The following is a 17,913-nucleotide window of genomic DNA, read 5'->3' on the forward strand; positions in this document are numbered from 1 at the left end:
TTCAAAAACAAGAATTATTCTTATTAAAGTTTTCGTGTAGAGATACATTTCTTAAGTACTACATTATTCCCTTGAAAAGAATCTACTTCATACTGAATAACGATTAGGACATGCCAGGCCCTCTGGTTTAATCTCTATTGAAGAATTTGAGTTTTGCGGTTTCTACATGTTTATATGAAGGGCAAGCTCTACAAATCATAGAAATTATAGGGACATGAAAGTCTCTATAGTCAGCGATTTTTTCTTCTAAGAGAAAAAATAAAATTACCTATTTATAATCCTTCTTTATTTTGAAGATTTCCTCTTCATATAAGCAGGTTATTGTCAAAATTTCTAGTTTGTCCGTTATTTAAAGTGAGCTGAAATACGTATCAGTAGTGAAAGCTTGCATTAAATAATCGTTGCTTGCATGAGGATTTTTTTTAGATAGGGAATAAAAACAATAAAAAAGGAGAGGCGGTTTTACTCCAAGTAAAATGTGGAGTTCGCCATTTAATATAAATGAAAAAATCCTTAATCGTAGTGGAATCTCCCGCTAAAATTAAAACCTTACAAAAACTCTTAGGGAAAGGTTTTATTTTCGCTTCATCACTAGGACATGTTGTTGACCTTCCCGCCAAGGAATTTGGTATCGATATCGAACATGATTTCGAACCTAACTATCAAGTTCTTCCTGATAAACAAGAAGTTATCAGTCAAATTCGTAAATTAGCCTCCAGTTGTGATATTGTCTATCTCTCTCCTGACCCAGATCGAGAAGGGGAAGCGATTGCCTGGCATATTGCAAATCAGCTTCCTAAAAATACTCATATGCAAAGGATATCCTTCAATGCAATTACCAAAGGTGCTGTTAATGAAGCTTTAAAGCATCCTCGAGAAATCGATATGGCTCTAGTAAATGCTCAACAAGCCCGTCGCCTGTTAGATCGTATTGTTGGTTATAAAATTTCTCCTATTTTAAGTCGTAAGCTACAACAAAGATCTGGCATATCTGCAGGACGCGTGCAATCCGTAGCACTCAAGCTTGTGGTTGATCGTGAAAAAGCCATAGAAGCCTTTGTGCCTACTGAATATTGGAATATTCGTGTTTTCCTCCAAGACCCTAAAACATCTAAGACATTCTGGGCCCACCTATATTCTGCTGACGGGAAAAAGTGGGAAAAAGAACTCCCTAAGGGAAAAACCGAAGATGAAATTTTATTAATTAGCTCTGAAGCTCAAGCTCAACATTATGCTCAGCTGTTAGAAGACGCTTCCTACAGAGTGACTCGCGTAGAAGCGAAAGAAAAACGACGTAATGCAGCGCCACCATTTATTACATCCACTTTGCAACAAGAAGCAAGTCGTCATTTCAGATTTTCTTCTTCTAAAACTATGTCAGTGGCTCAAACATTATATGAAGGTGTCGAGTTAGATAACGAAGGTGCTACAGGATTAATTACTTATATGCGTACAGATTCTGTACGTATTGATCCCGAGGCATTAAATAACGTGAGAGATTATATACAAAACACATTTGGACAAGAATACCTTCCGAAGTCTCCTAATCTCTACACCACAAAAAAGATGACCCAAGATGCTCACGAAGCGATTCGCCCCACAGATATCTATTTATCTCCCGATAAGCTTGAAGGGAAACTCTCCGATGATCAACTCAAGCTTTATTCTCTTATTTGGAAACGTTGTGTTGCTTCCCAGATGAATCCTGCGATTTACGATACGTTAGCGATGACGATTTCAACAAATGTAAAAATAGATTTGCGTGCGTCTGGATCATTATTGAAATTTAAAGGCTTTCTCGCAGTATACGAAGAAAAACTTGATGATGATACAACTGAAGAAGAAAATCTATCGCTTCCTCAACTACACGCCCAGGACGTTTTAGATAAGGAAAAGGTTTCTGCAGAACAAGCTTTTACAAAACCTTTACCGAGGTTTACAGAAGCTTCTTTAGTAAAAGAGTTAGAAAAATCAGGCATTGGTCGACCCTCCACATACGCAACGATTATGAATAAAATTCAAAGTCGTGAGTATACTATTAAGGAAAATCAGCGCTTACGCCCTACAGAACTCGGAAAAATTATCTCGCAATTTCTTGAGACAAACTTTCCTCGGATTATGGACATAGGTTTTACAGCTCTTATGGAAGATGAGCTAGAACTTATTGCTGACAATAAAAAGTCTTGGAAATTACTTCTTAAAGAATTTTGGGACCAATTTCTTCCTGTAGTCACTACTGCAGAAAAAGAAGCTGTTATCCCTCGAGTGATTACCGATATTGTATGTTCCGCATGTCACAAAGGAAAACTTGTTAAAATCTGGGCAAAAAATCGTTATTTTTACGGATGTTCCGAATACCCTGAGTGTGATTTTAAAACTTCTGAAGAAGAACTTGCTTTCAATAAAGACGATTATGCTGTTGATACACCTTGGAATAGCCCTTGCCCTGTTTGCGGTGGGGATATGAAAGTTCGCCACGGGCGTTTTGGAACATTTTTAGGATGCTTAAACTATCCTCAATGTCGTGGAACGATTTCTATTCATAAGAAAGGCGAGGAAGTAGAAAAAGAAGAAGCTATTCCTTGTCCTGCCATTGGCTGCTCAGGGAAAATTTTAAAAAAACGTTCTCGTTACAATAAAACATTCTATTCTTGCTCAGAATATCCTGACTGCAGTGTGATAGGTAACACTATAGATGCTGTTATTACAAAGTACACAGGAACTCCAAAAACACCTTACGAAAAGAAAACAACAGGGAAGAAAAAAGCTACTACAAAATCCAGCAGCAAAATGACTAAAACAACTGCTAAAAAAAAGAAAAGCGAAGGAAAGACTCGAAAAACCCCTAAAGCAGGGGCTTTACTTACACCATCTCCTCAATTAGCGCTGGTGATTGGCTCCGAACCTGTAGGACGTGGAGAAGCCACAAAGAAAGTCTGGCAATACATCAAAGACCATAATCTACAATCCCCTGAGAATAAAAAGATGTTGCTGCCTGACGATAAGTTTGAAGCTATTATTGGCCCCGAACCTGTAGATATGTTCCAATTGCCAAAACTACTAAATCAGCATTTATTCAAATCTGGTTAATCCCCATCCTCGTCATCAGCTTCTTCATAACTATCAATCAGCCGATAGACTTCTTGCACTGATGTAGCTTTAGATAAAGCTGAGCGAAGAAACCGCACTTTAGAAGCAGATATTAAATAGTGACCACAAAGTTTCCGCGTTTCAGAAAGAAACTTTGCTTCACTTTGATAGTATTCCTCCACCCACTGCAAATGCTGAATAAAAGCCTGTTTTCTCTTAGAAAAAGGGACTTGTTGATATGCTCCGCTCGCAAGATAACTTTCTATTTGTCTTACTATCCAAGGAGCTCCCATAGTACCGCGGGCAACAAGTAGACCATCGCATTGCGTAGAGTCCAACATCAGCTTAGCTGCTTCTGGAGAAAAAATATCCCCATTCCCAAATACAGGAAAATCCTTGCCGGCTGCAGCTTTCGCTCGCGCTATGTATTCAAGATTACTAGGACCAACATAACCTTGAGCTCGCGTTCTTCCGTGCACAAAAACAGCACTTGCGCCAGCATCTCTTATAATACGTACTGTTTCTTCAACATTAATATTACTGCAGTCCCATCCGGAACGTATTTTTACAGTAACAGGAATAGAGACCGCCTCTATGATCTTCTCCAAAACTTTCCCAATAAGTTCTGGAGATTTTAACAATCCTGACCCACTGCCATCTTTTGTGATCCTGTCTGTAGGACAACCACAATTTAAGTCTATTAAATCAAAGCCTAGACCTTCCAAAACCTTAGCAGCTTCTGCAACCACTTCAGGCTTACTACCACAAAGCTGCCCCCCTATGGGACGCATAGATTCAGAATATTCTAAAAGCTTGAGAGTGCGCGAAGGGGAGTAGTGCAAACCCTCAACCTTAACCATCTCACAAAACATTAGCGCGGGAGGGCCATAAAATGATGACATTTTCCGGTAAGGATAATCTGAAAAACCTGCTAGAGGCGCGTAAACTACAGGAGATTTTAATAAAATATCTCCTATACGTATTGAAGAAGCCATGGGTACTGAAAAATATTAAGAATAACAAACCTTAGGGTTCGTAACACAATAAAAGGAACAGCTTCTAAACAAAGTAGAGCAATTAAAGGGCTAATATCGATAAAGCCAATCCGCGGGATAAATTTTCTAAATAAAGCTAGATAAGGCTCTACAAATTTATATACGTATTGATACCATTTTGTATTGTGGCATTCAGGAACCCAAGAGGCAAGAATATACACTAAGATTAAAAAACTATAAACATTAATAGCTGCTTTCAAAAAATAAGATATCATTCCTTTCCCCTTTATAAACAATTAATATGTGTTTTTCTTGAAAAACAGCCATTTATTCTTTAAAATGGTTACCTTTATTTTTTAAGAACACCGTACTATGGATTTTAAACTGCCCATATACCATATAGGGGTAACCCTAGATGCAAATAACACTATTAAAATAGCAATTTTGCAGAAAACATGTAAAGGATGGATAGTTTCCCATTGCGAACACATTTCTAAAGATCAAGAATGGTTGCTACCAAAAAAATATTTAACATCGTCTATCGCATTTTCGTTAAGAGGAACTGATAGTTTAATCAGAAGTTCGCTTTCCTCATTAAGAAATAGAAATAATATTTTAAAAATAGCTTTAACAGATTTAGAAACTAACGCGCCTTTCCCTTGGAATTCTTTAATAGTTGCTCCTAGGTTAGGGAAAAGAAATGAGTACGGAGAAACTCCTGTAACCCTTTGGGTAACTCAAAAAGCTACAGCAGAACGCGAGGTAGCCCTTCTACATAAAGCGCGTATTTTTCCTGATAGAATATCTTGCCAACCCGCAGACATATTCTCTCTTGTGCAGCAGACCCCCTTAAAAGCTCTTCCCGCGTATTTCTTAGTTTATACAGGTTCTTCTGAGACCACATGCCTTTTTGTCCAAAATGGCGCAGTTTTAGTCTCTAGATCGTTTGGCAACGCTCAAAACAACTCCGAGAATGTTTTAACAACATTAGATTACGTAAAAGAAACTTATCCTTCTATAGAGCTATCCGCTATTCACACTGCACATATTCCTGAAGGATTAAAAAAATCTTTAGAACACAAACTCTCTCTCCCTTTGGTTTCCTGCCAAACAACAACCTTTGGTTTGGAGGAAGAAGAATGGGCAAATTACGGTGACGCTATTACCACAGCATATCACAGTGCCTCAAAAAGAACTCTTGTCTTACCCTACAACCCCGTGTTTAACTGTTCGGAATCTCAAAAGCATTGGTTTAAACGCTCAGCTCTGGTTATAGGGAAACTTGCATTACTATCCTCGGCAATCGTAGGTATAGGTTCTACTTTAAAACTCGCCTCTCTTTCTCACCGCGTGCGGGAACACTTTGCTTTGGCGTGTCCGGAAATCCCAAACACGCCTAAATCTCTTCACGGTTTAGAAGAAGCTCTGCGTACTGCTGTATCTTCATATTCTCACCCCGAGTACCCCTACCTCCCAACAATTCCAACAAGCAAAGAAACTATGCTGTTTCTTTCTTCGATGTCGCAGAATACCCCCTCCGTGAAACTTTCATACTTCTGTTATTCCTTGGTGTCCTTCCCTTCGCAGCAAAATCCTACCTTACCTTACAAAGCAAATATTTCTGTCAAGGGAGAAGGAAATCCTGAAGACGTGTCCGAATTCCTCCGCAAAATATCTATGCATCCTAAACTCTCTAACATCATGCAGACATCGTCTAGCGGACGCGCTTTTGAGTTACAATTCACTATAGTTTCCCAGGAAGTCCTATGAAAAAATGGTCTTTAATTTGTGCTCTTATTGCTTTGAGTTTAGTTAGCTGCCTTCCTATTATAGGGATTGTCTATAAACACGCCCGGACAACAAAGCGCTGGGAAGCTCTAAACTCGCACATTCTTACCTTAAAGTTGATGAAAGATCAATGCGAACTAATCAAGAACAAGAATGAGCACCTCAAACGACATCATAAAAATATCCAACCCCAAGAACTCCTCCAAGCAAGTAAGCAAATTCGCCTATTAGGTAGGGAGCAAGATCGGTTAGCATCCCTCAAAGACAATTCCTTGATTTCTCAGAGTAAAGAAGTGTGGTGCAGGAAACAAATGTTTCTCTCATCAAACAATCAGGTGATATGGTTTATCGGGCAGATTGCCGATGATCTGATATCACTTCGTCTGGAAAATCCCGTAGAAGCTGATAGTGATAATGTTGAAGAAATTTTTTATTTATTCGATGCCAATAACCCCAAAGCACCTTTGGCCTTCTTTACACATTGGGAAATGACAAAACATACTACACCATTAAACAATCAGGTGTGGTCTATAAACGCTGAGGCTATAAGTCGATGGTTGTAAGAAAATTTTTATGTTTATTTCTTCTATGTTGTGCTTGTATGACTCCGGGGTATGCCTCTGGAACTTATGAGAAACTAACACTAACAGGAATTAACATCATTGATAGGAATGGCTTATCGGAGACAATTTGCTCTAAAGAGAAGCTAAAAAAATACTCTAAAGTAGATTTTCTCTCTCCTCAACCTTATCAAAAAGTCATGCGTATGTATAAAAACGCACGAGGAGAAAATGTCTCTTGTTTGACAACCTACCACCCCAACGGACAGTTAAAACAGTATCTCGAGTGCGTGAATAACCGTGCGTGTGGACGTTACCGAGAATGGCATAGTAATGGAAAAATCAAAATCCAAGCAGAAGTCATAGGAGGAATTGCAGATCTTCATCCTTCAGCAGAATCAGGATGGTTATTCCATGGAACGACTCTAGCACACAATGACGAAGGCATACTGGAAGCTGCTATTAATTATGATAAGGGTTTACTCCAAGGAACCTCATATTACTACCATTCTAATGGTCAGGTCTGGAAAGAGTGCTCTTATCATAAAGGCCGCGCTCATGGTGATTTCCTCACGTATACATCTGAAGGATTCCTACTAAAAAAGCAGACATATCAAGATGGAGAAAAGCACAGCATATCCATACGCTATGAAGAACGTTCTAACACTGTGCTCTCTGAAGAAGAATACGATAATGGTCTATTGTTAAAAGGCTATTACCTAGATCCTGAAACTCATCAAATATTTTCTGAAATCACCAACGGCAACGGAACGCAAGCTATCTATGGCAAACACTCTATTGTAGAAACACGGGTGTTCGTCCGTGGGGAGCCTCATGGAAACGTGACTGTATTCGATGGTCTCGGCAATCAAATTCTTCAAACATACACATTATCTGAAGGCGTAAAACATGGTGAAGAGCTATTTTTCTATCCCGATTCTGGAAAATCTAAACTCCTTTTAACATGGAATCACGGCATTTTACAAGGCCCCGTAAAGACCTGGTATCCGAATGGATCTCTAGAAAGCTGTAAAGAATTGATAAATAATAAAAAATCAGGTCTATTAACGTTGTATTATCCTGAGGGGCAGATCATGGCTACCGAAGAATATGACAACGAGTTGCTTGTAAAAGGCGAATATTTCCGCCCCGGAGATCGACACCCCTATTCTAAGATAGATAAAGGTTGTGGCACAGCAGTATTGTTCACATCTTCAGGAACGATTACTAAAAAAATCCCTTATCAAGATGGCAAACCATTAATTAATTAATTAGCTATGGATACTTCCGTAACTACTGACAAAAAAAAACAACGAAAATTTTTTTCTTCACTACGACAATCTATACAAGAACCTAGGTTATCACAAGCCTCTCAAGCAATGGCTTCTTTTGTTCGTCTACTACCTAAAGGAAGTTGTGTCCTTTCCTTTGTCCCTTTTCGATCAGAAGTTAACATAAATTTAGCCAATCAGATTCTGATCGAACAATTCTCCCTAGCACTACCTAAAATAGATAATCATGAACTGACGCCCGTCCAGGTTTCTTCACTCAACAATCTCTCAAAGATAGTACACCCCTTGCGTCTCGCTGAGTTCAATTTAAAATATATCTCACCACAAGATATCACACATGTTCTTGTTCCCGCCTTAGCTTTTGATAACGATAACTACCGCCTGGGCTATGGTGGTGGTTTTTATGATCGTTGGTTAGCAAAACACCCACACCTTATCTCTATAGGCTTAGGATTTAGAGAACAAAAAACTACAATTCTTTCTAGAGAATCTCATGATATTCCCTTATCCCAAGTATTTTTAGCTTAATATTTTTCTCGGAAACGTGTTCATAAATACTTTCCAGAGATTTTTTACTTCTTCATTACCAATACCTTTGTCTTCACATTGAAAAATCTGTGAATTGTCAATAACACACCCTCTGTGTATGATGACAATCCACTGTCAAGGTGAACCACGAAAAATCTTTTATCTAATAATTGCAACAAACCTACAGATACAGAAAATGTTACATTTACAACTGCTTTCTATCTTGACTAGTGTGAAAAATTGGGTTATCCATAAAAACCAAAAGAAAAGCCAAGCATACATCCATCATCAAAAATCACCACTCTGACATCTCTTAGCTAAGTTACGAGAAGAAGCTTACCCATTCTTCTCTCAAAGTCCAAAACGCAGGACTATTGCATAGAAAGTGTGGAAAAAAGGAGCACCTATATAAATGAATGTACCTGATCGTAAAAAAGCACTAGAAGCAGCAATTGCCTATATTGAAAAACAATTTGGCTCTGGATCTATCATGAGTCTAGGGAAACACTCAGCATCTCATGAGATCTCTACTATAAAAACGGGGGCCCTGTCTTTAGATTTAGCATTAGGCATCGGAGGTGTTCCAAAAGGCAGGATCGTTGAGATCTTTGGCCCTGAATCTTCGGGGAAAACTACGCTCGCCACCCACATTGTGGCGAACGCGCAAAAAATTGGGGGTGTTGCTGCTTATATCGATGCAGAACACGCTTTAGATCCTAGTTATGCTTCCCTTATAGGAGCGAATATCAATGATCTTATGATCTCCCAACCAGATTGTGGTGAGGATGCCTTAAGCATAGCTGAGTTACTAGCAAGATCAGGAGCCGTTGATGTTATCGTCATAGACTCTGTAGCCGCTTTGGTTCCTAAAAGTGAACTCGAAGGCGATATTGGTGATGTACATGTAGGATTACAAGCACGTATGATGTCTCAGGCATTACGTAAGCTGACAGCAACATTAGCACGTAGTCAAACCTGTGCTATATTCATTAATCAAATCCGAGAGAAAATAGGTGTAAGTTTCGGCAATCCCGAAACAACAACAGGCGGACGCGCTTTAAAATTCTACTCATCAATACGTATGGATATTCGTCGTATAGGAGCGATCAAAGGTAATGAAAACTTCGATCTTGGAAATCGGATAAAAGTAAAAGTTGCTAAAAATAAACTCGCACCTCCATTCAGAACAGCAGAATTTGATATTCTCTTTAACGAGGGTATTTCTTCAGCAGGATGCATTTTAGATCTGGCTGTAGAACATAATATCGTCGAGAAAAAAGGATCATGGTTTAACTATCAAGATCGTAAATTAGGACAAGGAAGAGAAGCTGTTCGTGAAGAACTCAAGAAAAATAAGAAATTACTCGAAGAATTAGAAAAACGTATCTTCGAAGTGACTGCTTCATCAAAAACTACAGTTGAAGAAAAGAAAGAAGAGCCTACTGTGCAACCTGTAGCTTAAATGTTTTAACACCCTTCTCTTGATTTAATCAAGAGAAGGAGAAACAGCTCATTAATGACCGCAATGACAACGACATGAAGAAGATTTGGAATCTGAAGTAGTAGAAATTGTTGAGCAAGAATCTTTCTCATCTAAGAAAGTATCTAAAAAGTTATACAAAACATCACAGACTTCCCGAGAAGCTTGTAAAACCTTATTACAATCATTATTAAGTAGTGTTTCTATTAACTCTCTTTCCTCACGAGCATGTCTTACATCAACATCTTGATGTACTGAGAAGTACTCGTAATCTTCAGGAGCAGTAAAACCAAAATATTGCTTTAATCCAGAAATTTTTGTCTCTGCAACTGCAGGGACTTGGCTTTCATAAGTATATAAAGCCGAAATACCAGCTGATAATGAATCTCCAGAGCACCAGCGTAAAAATGTAGCTACTTTCTTTTGGGCTGCTTCACTAGGGACGTGATTTTCTAACTCTTCTTCAGTAACACCTAAAGCATAGGCAAAATTTTTCCATAGATCTATATGATTAGGGTTCCCTGTTTCCTCGTCCATAAGGTTATCAAGAAGTAATTTACGCGCTTCTAAATTATCACAACGGCTGTGGACTGCTGAAAGATAACGAGGGAAAGCTTTAATGTGAAGATAGTAATCCTTTGCATATGCTCTTAGCTGCTCTTTAGTTAACTCTCCCTTAGACCATTTCATATAGAAAGTATGGTTTAACATATGTTTCTGATTGATATTTTTATCTAGTAAATCCAAACAAGGTTTCATTAACGCCTCCAAAAAATTAAAATTATGTGGACTCCCAAGCTACAGAACGAAGCAAAGGACCGTATAAATCCTCTCCTTCATCAATATCTAATGTGGATAAATCGGACTGCAGCGTAGGCAAAGAACGAAAAGTGATTTTAGGCGCATCTTCTATAAGCACTATGGGAGTATGTTCATTTCCCTCTCCCATACAAAGTACAGCAGAAACTGCTAAAGCATCTAAAAGATTAATTTGCGTCATGCGTAGGGGACGGCCAAAACAATCAGGCTTCCCTATATAGCTGTATAGGGGAGAAAATCCATACCAACATAATCCTAATCCTAAAACACCTCGACGCATAGGTGTCGTATGACTATCTACTATTATCACTCCTAAATTTTCTAAGCGATATCTATCCTTCAACCATATGCCTAAAGCATTTGTTGAAGCTAATAAATCTCGCGGATATAAAACATAGTAATCCTGAGCATTAGATTCATCAATCCCCGCTGAAGGAATCAAAATTCCTTGCTTCTTAGTGAGATACATATCATGAAGCTCAGAATAAACATAAGCCTCTGATTCTTTTTTAATTAATGCCTCCTTGGTTGTTGTTTTTACATCAACAACAGCACCTTCACAAAGACTCAAAACTTTTGAAGATAAAGCAATTATAGAATTCTCCGCCAACTGCGGAAGAGACTCATCTAAAATTTCGTAAATATCATCATGAACATGAACTCTACGAGTGACAATCGGCGAAATTTTCATAAAAACAAAATGTTAAGTTCTCTTTCTCATCTAAAATAGTCTTTTTCCACCCTTTTACTAAAGATAGGGGGAAGAAAACATCTCCCTCATAACACTTATGAATATGAGTTATGAAACACCCATGCACCATCCGATTTTCTAAAAATAAAGAAAACAGTTCTCCTCCACCAAGAAGAAAAATAGAAGAAGGTTGTTCTAAACGAGTAAATTCCTCTAACGAAGATACCCATATCACATTCTCGAAACTTTCATGATAATTCCTAGAAAAGACAATAATCTTCCGATTCTTCTTATACTTATCGGGAAGACCCTCAAAAGTCCTTTTCCCCATGATTAGGGCATGACCCCCTATAGTTTTGGAAAAAAATTTGATATCTTCAGGATAGTTCCAGGGAAGCTTTCCTTGATTTCCTATTACTCCCCGAGGGTCACAAGCAACTATACCAAGTATTTTACACATAAATCCCAGGCCATGCTGCTGCGGATAAAACCCTTTGGTTTGCTTCAACATCATGAACACGTAAGTAATTCACTCCTTGCTGTTGTAACAAAACCGATAAGCTCACAGTTTCCCAGTCACGATCTTTAGCATCATATTTCCCCAACAAAGAGAAACACGATTTCCTTGAGTGACCTACTAACGTAGAGCAACCAAGCTCTCGGAATTTTTCCATTCTGTGTAATATATTCAATGCTTGTATGGGAGTCGTGCCGAAACCTATTCCTGGGTCAAAAATAATTTGATCTTCGCTCAATCCCAAAGCAACAAAAGCTTCGATTTGCTTCTTTCCCCAACTTAACAACTGGTCTGAAGCACATGTCGTAAAAGCTAACGTTTTATCAGAACGTGGGGGAAGAGAACATGAATGATTGATAACTAATAATAAATTCGCCTCCTTCGCAATCTCAGCCATTTCCTTAGACCCACCAGAAACATCATTTATCCATCGAATTGGATAAATCTCTAAAGCTCTCCTAACAATCTCAGGATAAAATGTGTCCAATGAAACGTCCGGATATTGCATACATCCTGACCATTTTTCAGCTAAAAGCTTTAGTACAGGCTCTAAACGGGCCCACTCTTGATCTATGTCAATCAACTGCTTAACTTTAGGATTAGTTGCTTGCCCACCAAAATCTATCACGGAAGCCCCCTGAGCAAATAATTGCTCTGCATGAGCAACAGCTTTAGAAGGATCTATATATAATCCCCCATCAGAAATAGAATTGTCCGTAACATTAACTATTCCCATTAAAAAGGTAGTAGGAGAAAAGCTATTAAGAACAGTCTCTTGAGGATAAGGTAGACAATGGGCTATTTCTCCAAAAGTTTTTAAATGAAATTCAGAATCCGGTTGATTGAGTTTTCTAGTAGGGCATAACGATGCCACAAGAGAAAGTAAAAACGGTCTTTCTAAAATCCTATTATGAGGTATAGTTATGTCATCCTGTTGGTAATTTTCATCACCATATAACAGAATATCCACATCTAGAATCCTAGGAGACCAAGGCAAGGCATTAGGATCTCTACCAAGCTTACATTCTATATGTTTTATCCCTGACAATAACTGCTTTGGAGATAGTGTAGTCCTTCCAATAAGTACGGAATTAAAAAAAGGCAAGTCCCATTCTTTTGGTGAGTTAGGCAGCAATAAAGCCTTTGTCTCCAAAATTATGGAACTTTGTAAATCTTCTATACCCAACTCTTTTAAAAGAGAGAACGCTTTACGAAAATTTTCAAAACGGTTTCCTAGATTAGAACCTAGAGATAAACAAATAAAATGCTTGGTTATCATAGTGAAACTTCCCTACTTATCTTAAAACAAATGGGCTGTAGCAAGTTAGGAACAGGAGGGCGTTCTTTACGCACTTCTAAATCTATTTTAGAAACCTTGTCTTTTAACTTTGCTTCTAAAGCATCCATTAAAATCTTAGATAAGTGCTCTACTAAAGCACAAGGCTTGCTAGAGGCCACTTCTTCTATTAAAGAAGTAATTTCAATATAACAACATGCATCCCCAAGATCATCTGAAACACAAACAGATGGCTCTTTAAAGAAAGAAAGGGCGATAGAAACTAAAATGGGCTGCTTAAAATAACGTTCCTCTGAAGAACATCCAAGACGCACCCATACACGAAAATCTGGAATAATGAGTTGATACGATTCTGCGGTGACACCTAAAAGTTATAAAATGATTCGAGTTATTTTCCCTTGATATTCTTTGCTTTACCCGTGATTTTTTCTTCTTCTAAAAGATCGAGGAAAGCTCGCAATTGTTTTGAACGAATCGGGTGACGCATTTTTCTTAAAGCCTTAGCTTCAATCTGACGAATACGCTCTCGAGTCACATTAAATGCTGAACCCACCTCTTCTAGTGTTTTAGGCTTGCCATCCAAAAGACCAAAACGATGAATCAAAACAAAACGTTCACGATCCGTAAGGGTTTTTAACACCTCTTTCATTTTATCTTTAAGCATAGAATAGCCCGTAGCCTCTGCTGGAGACTCCACACCAGTATCTTCTAAAAAGTCGCCAAAGGAGCTTTCGCCTCCCTCACCAACCTCTGCTTGTAAAGAAATTGGATGCTGAGCAATTTTATAAATTTCCCGCACCCGATCAGGGGTTAATCCTAACTCTTCGGCCAATTCCTCTGGTGTAGGTTCTTTGCCTGTTTCCATCATTAATTTCTTAGCACCACGAAGAACTTTGTTTATAGTTTCAATCATGTGCACAGGAATACGGATGGTTCGTGCCTGATCTGCAATAGCACGTGTAACAGCCTGACGAATCCACCATGTGGCATAAGTAGAAAATTTATATCCTCTGCGATATTCGAATTTTTCTACAGCTTTCATCAAGCCCATATTCCCCTCTTGAATCAAATCTAAGAAGGAAAGGCCGCGATTTGTATATTTTTTAGCTATGGAAATCACTAAACGAAGGTTAGACTCGACCATTTCTTTTTTAGCTTCCTGGCTCTTATCCATCCAACGCTGCAGCATACGCACGTCTTTTTTGAACTCTTCCAGAGTTCTTCCTGCTGCGACTTCTCGCTTATATAATCTACGCTTAGCAGCGTCTAATTTTGCTGCCGCAAACTTATTTCTTTCTGCTCGAACCTTCAAATCATTAATTTGCTGCTCCAATTGTAAGAAAGAATCGTATGCTTTAAAGACAACCTCACCGAAATCTTCAGTAACATTGTGACGACAATGTAAACAACGCAGATAAGCTTGAGTACGAATACGACACTTTTCCAAATCCTCGTTTAATTTCGCACTCTCTTTTTTCGATAAATTATTTTGCTTTAAAGCTAACAGCAAAGACTCTAGATATGCATCTTCTTCCTTAAGCAAACTGATTAACTTAGGAAGCAGCTTTAAGAAATGAGTTTTATCTTCTACTTCTTTTTCGGAAATGATTTTATCAAAACGTTCTTTTCCATTGATGAGATATTGTGCAATAGAGATAGCTTCTTTTGAAGAATAACGAAAACGTAAGATAATCCGTTCAATTTGAACTTGAGCTTTTTCTATTCTTTTAGAAATTTCAACCTCTTCCTCTCTAGTTAAAAGAGGAACGGTTCCCATTTCTTTTAAATACATACGTACAGGGTCATCAGGAGTCCCCTCTGTACGCTTGGCTAAGCCTTCTAGCTCTTTGGCTTCTTTTTTTCTTTCCTTTTGTCGTTCTACATCCGCTTGGTTCAAGACTTGAATATCCATTCCTGTAAGGAAAATCAGCACTTGATCGATTTGTTCAGGGGTATCGAAAGACATGGGAAGGATCTCATTGATCTCCTCGTAAGTAATAAAACCCTGATCCTTAGCAAGAGAAACGAGTTCTTCTAACTTTTTCTGAGCTTCTTCTTCATGAGCCGCTTCCATAGCCTGGCCATTTTGTGTATTCATGAGCATTTGATTATTGGGTTGCAACAAAATAATAGGGCCCTAGCCTTTGGGTAATAGTTTAGCCAAAGAAATATAGGAAATCTAGGGATTTTTAATAAGCATGGTCGATGATAGGTCTATCCACGAAGAGCATCTATACGCACCGGATAAAGAACACCCAAAACATGCTTGTGTAGTGGGCCTTTATTTAAAACAGTTAAACAATAGTAAAAAGGAATTTGACGATGGTTTTTTGTTTTGATTATTATTTTTCCTGATCGCTCTTGCCGATCATAGAGACGAAGATCTGCCTCCCATTGAGGTAAACCAGAAACAACTATATCCTCATCCATTTTTAAAAAATCTTCTACCCTGTATCCAGTCCAAGTTTTAAATAAAGAGTTTGCGAAAACTGCCCTTTGTGATTGCGGAGCATACACAAAAAGCATTCCAAGATTTTCTTCTCTAAGATTATCAAACAACTGACGACATTCCAAGGAGTAGTTATGCACAGAAGATTCGGATCGTATATAACGAGAAGCTGTTAAGGAAGATGCTGCTTCTGTATTCTCCATTTTAAAAGCTATTTTTTTTAACTCCGAAAGAAGTTGCTTGGGCAATTCTTGCGAACTCGCTGTAGCGTGTCTGGGCAGGTTTTCTACTATATTTGATTCCAGCTGGAGCAAATTACGAATTTCACACATTAAATCCTGCACTTTTGATTCCAGCTTTCCAATGTAGACTTGTCGAACATCCAACATGTTGTGCTGTTCTGTAAAAGTTGCCTGGTACTCTTCATTAAGCACTTGCTGATAAGCTAAAGCCTCGGTAAGTTCACGATTTACTTCCCGAATCTCTTCTTCCTTTTCACGGCATTCTTGAGATAAGGCATCTAATTGCAACTGCAGACATTGATTCTCTTCCCTTAAATGAGCTGCTAACCCTTCCAATTTCTGCATATCTGATTTGGTTTTCATAAATACTCCACGAACGTGAAGTAGTTGATTCAGAAGTTTCTGATTCTGTGATCTCAATTGTTGACTCTCGTATTGGCGTTCTTCAACTGATTCACATATTTTTCTTAACCCCTCGTCTTTCTGAATAATTTTACGAATTTTAGTCTGCAAAAGTTGACCCGCTGCTGTTTTTAACTGCTTCTCTCTGAGTCCGATAGAGAAAAACCATCCAACTAAGGAAATAATAGAAAAAACAAAGTAGCTATATTTTTTTTGAGAGTTAGACAAAAAAGGTAGACAAATGAGGGGAAGAAGAAATGCAACTATGGGGAAGAGGTAGTTATGATACCGAGCAATCGGGTGAAAAAATTTTTTCACAAACAACATAAAAATTCTAATCCTTGTCTCATTAACTCACAAAGTATGCTTTATTTTCCGAGTCTTTTTAGAAAAAATCGTGCGATTAATTCTATATTTTTATGTTTACATAAAAGTTTATTTATCTCTCCCATAAAATACAGTCCATTTCCTCTGTTTTTATTTCTTTTTATTGTTCTTTCTTTTACAATTCCGCCCTTATTGTAACACAGTATCACACTTATCAAGTCTTAACTCAAGTGTTAAGGCAGGTTGATTCTTTCAAATAAAAAATACTTGTTTTTGGAGTAATAATGGCAGGCAAGAAAACAACTAAAAAGAGCGGTCCAAAAAAGCGACCTTCTGCAGAAAAACGTATTATAACTTCGCAAAAACGTTGTTTGATCAATCAAAGTTTTAAGTCAAAAGCAAAAACAATGATGAAAAAATTTGAAGCAGCTTTAAAAGCTGGTGATCAGACGACCATTGCTTCTGGATTACAGTTAGTCTACAGCGTAGCTGACAAAGCTGTAAAAAGGGGCATTTTTAAACACAATAAAGCAGCTCGTATCAAATCACGTGCTACCTTGCGAGCTAATGCAAAAATATAATTTTAATTTATTAGGTAATTATGACTACTTCCTGCTTTAGTAGATGTTGTCTATCTAACATTCCTGTGAGTCCCATATTAACAACGTGTTGTGATCAGATTCGACTAAAATCTAAGAAACTTCATAATGGTATCAGCCTGCTAGGAGATATATTTGGAGTTTTAGGTTCCTCTACAATAATTGCTAAAGCATCGCTAAATTCGGGGAGACAAGACTCTCTAACACGGCTTACCTCCTTAGAAAATGCGTGTGGATTAGCTTTAGGCTTAAATAACTGTGTAGATACAGCAACTCTGCTCTCTCAACTTTTAACAGGTGCTATGTTCTATGAAGTAGACTCTTCTACCGGAAGTTTCAAAGTAGTTACAAAAAGCATACAAAAATCAAACGGAGAAATAGAAGTTACTTCGAGTCGTCTGCTAAGATCTCCTCTTGCTATTGCAAGCAAAGTTACTCGCTTAGCTGCCAAAGCGACAGGAAACGTTTGTTGCTTCTCTAACTTGAAACTTGTAAATTTAGGAAAACATGCGAAAGGTTTAGGCAGTATTGCTACCGGATTATCCGCAATTAGTTCTGCTTGCGGCGCTGCTGATGACGTTGTTAGCATAGTGAGCGCTTTACGCTCAACAGATCTTGAACCTTCTGTCGAGAATTTTATCCAACGTCGTTTAACGTTAAGAGAGAAAATCTACTCCTTTCTGTGCAATTGTGTCGATTTAGTCGCAGACATTCTTTGTTTATTTGTTGCTTTTGCTCCTGCTTTATTAGGACCTCAATCTGCTATCATTATTGGTTCTTTCTGGATGATGTCTTCCGTGCTAAACTTTGTTCAAGATTTTATTAGTTTATAAGAGC

The 17,913-nt window shown here is 38.1% G+C and carries 17 protein-coding genes; 8 read left to right on the forward strand and 9 right to left on the reverse strand.

Annotated elements, in window-relative coordinates:
* Window positions 1–501: 501 nt before the first annotated feature.
* Window positions 502–3,090: a type I DNA topoisomerase gene (gene topA, locus E1N70_RS01855; protein ID WP_131743875.1), complete on the forward strand. Its 2,589-nt coding sequence runs from the start codon at window positions 502–504 to the stop codon at window positions 3,088–3,090.
* Here the strand turns inward: topA and dusB are convergent.
* Window positions 3,087–4,085, reverse strand: a complete 999-nt coding sequence (gene dusB, locus E1N70_RS01860) for a tRNA dihydrouridine synthase DusB (protein WP_131743876.1) — start codon at window positions 4,083–4,085, stop codon at window positions 3,087–3,089. The genes topA and dusB overlap by 4 nt on opposite strands.
* Window positions 4,064–4,360, reverse strand: a complete 297-nt coding sequence (locus tag E1N70_RS01865; protein WP_131743877.1) for a YggT family protein — start codon at window positions 4,358–4,360, stop codon at window positions 4,064–4,066. The genes dusB and E1N70_RS01865 overlap by 22 nt, the downstream gene beginning before the upstream one ends.
* Window positions 4,361–4,457: 97 nt before the next feature.
* Between E1N70_RS01865 and E1N70_RS01870 the strand changes: the two genes are divergently transcribed.
* The 5 genes from E1N70_RS01870 (at window position 4,458) to recA (ending at window position 9,715) form a co-directional block, all read left to right on the forward strand.
* Window positions 4,458–5,855, forward strand: coding sequence for a hypothetical protein (locus tag E1N70_RS01870; RefSeq protein WP_131743878.1), 1,398 nt, complete (start codon window positions 4,458–4,460; stop codon window positions 5,853–5,855).
* The gene (locus E1N70_RS01875) at window positions 5,852–6,436 is read left to right on the forward strand and encodes a hypothetical protein (RefSeq protein ID WP_131743879.1); all 585 of its coding nucleotides are present in this window, start codon (window positions 5,852–5,854) and stop codon (window positions 6,434–6,436) included. The genes E1N70_RS01870 and E1N70_RS01875 overlap by 4 nt, the downstream gene beginning before the upstream one ends.
* Entirely contained in the window at window positions 6,427–7,704 is a 1,278-nt protein-coding gene (locus E1N70_RS01880; RefSeq protein WP_131743880.1) for a toxin-antitoxin system YwqK family antitoxin, read from the forward strand. The genes E1N70_RS01875 and E1N70_RS01880 overlap by 10 nt, the downstream gene beginning before the upstream one ends.
* A 6-nt stretch (window positions 7,705–7,710) precedes the next feature.
* Window positions 7,711–8,253 carry a 5-formyltetrahydrofolate cyclo-ligase gene (locus E1N70_RS01885; protein WP_131743881.1) on the forward strand — a complete coding sequence of 181 codons (543 nt, stop codon included), beginning with the start codon at window positions 7,711–7,713 and terminating at the stop codon, window positions 8,251–8,253.
* A 412-nt stretch (window positions 8,254–8,665) separates the two neighbouring features.
* Entirely contained in the window at window positions 8,666–9,715 is a 1,050-nt protein-coding gene (recA, locus tag E1N70_RS01890) for a recombinase RecA (protein ID WP_131743882.1), read from the forward strand.
* A gap of 51 nt (window positions 9,716–9,766) precedes the next feature.
* Here recA and E1N70_RS01895 read toward each other — a convergent pair whose 3' ends face one another.
* The 7 genes from E1N70_RS01895 to E1N70_RS01925 all read right to left on the reverse strand — a co-directional run bounded on the left by E1N70_RS01895 (window position 9,767) and on the right by E1N70_RS01925 (window position 16,477).
* Window positions 9,767–10,492 (reverse strand): CADD family putative folate metabolism protein, encoded by a 726-nt coding sequence (locus E1N70_RS01895; RefSeq protein WP_131743883.1) that lies wholly within the window; start codon window positions 10,490–10,492, stop codon window positions 9,767–9,769.
* Window positions 10,493–10,514: 22 nt separating this feature from the next.
* A complete protein-coding gene (locus E1N70_RS01900; protein ID WP_131743884.1) occupies window positions 10,515–11,243 on the reverse strand; it encodes a putative folate metabolism gamma-glutamate ligase in 729 nt (242 codons plus the stop codon).
* On the reverse strand, window positions 11,215–11,703 hold the full coding sequence (locus tag E1N70_RS01905; RefSeq protein WP_131743885.1) for a dihydrofolate reductase: 489 nt from the start codon (window positions 11,701–11,703) through the stop codon (window positions 11,215–11,217). Before E1N70_RS01905 ends, E1N70_RS01900 begins: the two co-directional genes overlap by 29 nt.
* Window positions 11,696–13,039 carry a dihydropteroate synthase gene (gene folP, locus E1N70_RS01910; protein ID WP_131743886.1) on the reverse strand — a complete coding sequence of 448 codons (1,344 nt, stop codon included), beginning with the start codon at window positions 13,037–13,039 and terminating at the stop codon, window positions 11,696–11,698. Before folP ends, E1N70_RS01905 begins: the two co-directional genes overlap by 8 nt.
* Complete coding sequence (folB, locus tag E1N70_RS01915) at window positions 13,036–13,395, reverse strand: dihydroneopterin aldolase (RefSeq protein WP_276330485.1); 360 nt, start codon at window positions 13,393–13,395, stop codon at window positions 13,036–13,038. Before folB ends, folP begins: the two co-directional genes overlap by 4 nt.
* 50 nt (window positions 13,396–13,445) lie before the next feature.
* Window positions 13,446–15,161 carry an RNA polymerase sigma factor gene (locus tag E1N70_RS01920; RefSeq protein ID WP_131744154.1) on the reverse strand — a complete coding sequence of 572 codons (1,716 nt, stop codon included), beginning with the start codon at window positions 15,159–15,161 and terminating at the stop codon, window positions 13,446–13,448.
* Between the two features lie 110 nt (window positions 15,162–15,271).
* A complete protein-coding gene (locus E1N70_RS01925) occupies window positions 15,272–16,477 on the reverse strand; it encodes a hypothetical protein (protein WP_131743888.1) in 1,206 nt (401 codons plus the stop codon).
* A gap of 284 nt (window positions 16,478–16,761) precedes the next feature.
* Here E1N70_RS01925 and rpsT point away from each other — a divergent pair, with 284 nt between their 5' ends.
* The gene (gene rpsT, locus E1N70_RS01930; RefSeq protein ID WP_131743889.1) at window positions 16,762–17,058 is read left to right on the forward strand and encodes a 30S ribosomal protein S20; all 297 of its coding nucleotides are present in this window, start codon (window positions 16,762–16,764) and stop codon (window positions 17,056–17,058) included.
* 176 nt (window positions 17,059–17,234) lie between these two features.
* On the forward strand, window positions 17,235–17,909 hold the full coding sequence (locus E1N70_RS01935) for a hypothetical protein (protein ID WP_208638300.1): 675 nt from the start codon (window positions 17,235–17,237) through the stop codon (window positions 17,907–17,909).
* Window positions 17,910–17,913 lie beyond the last annotated feature (4 nt).

Source organism: Chlamydia buteonis (assembly GCF_900634605.1).
Classification (GTDB): Bacteria; Chlamydiota; Chlamydiia; order Chlamydiales; family Chlamydiaceae; genus Chlamydia; species Chlamydia buteonis.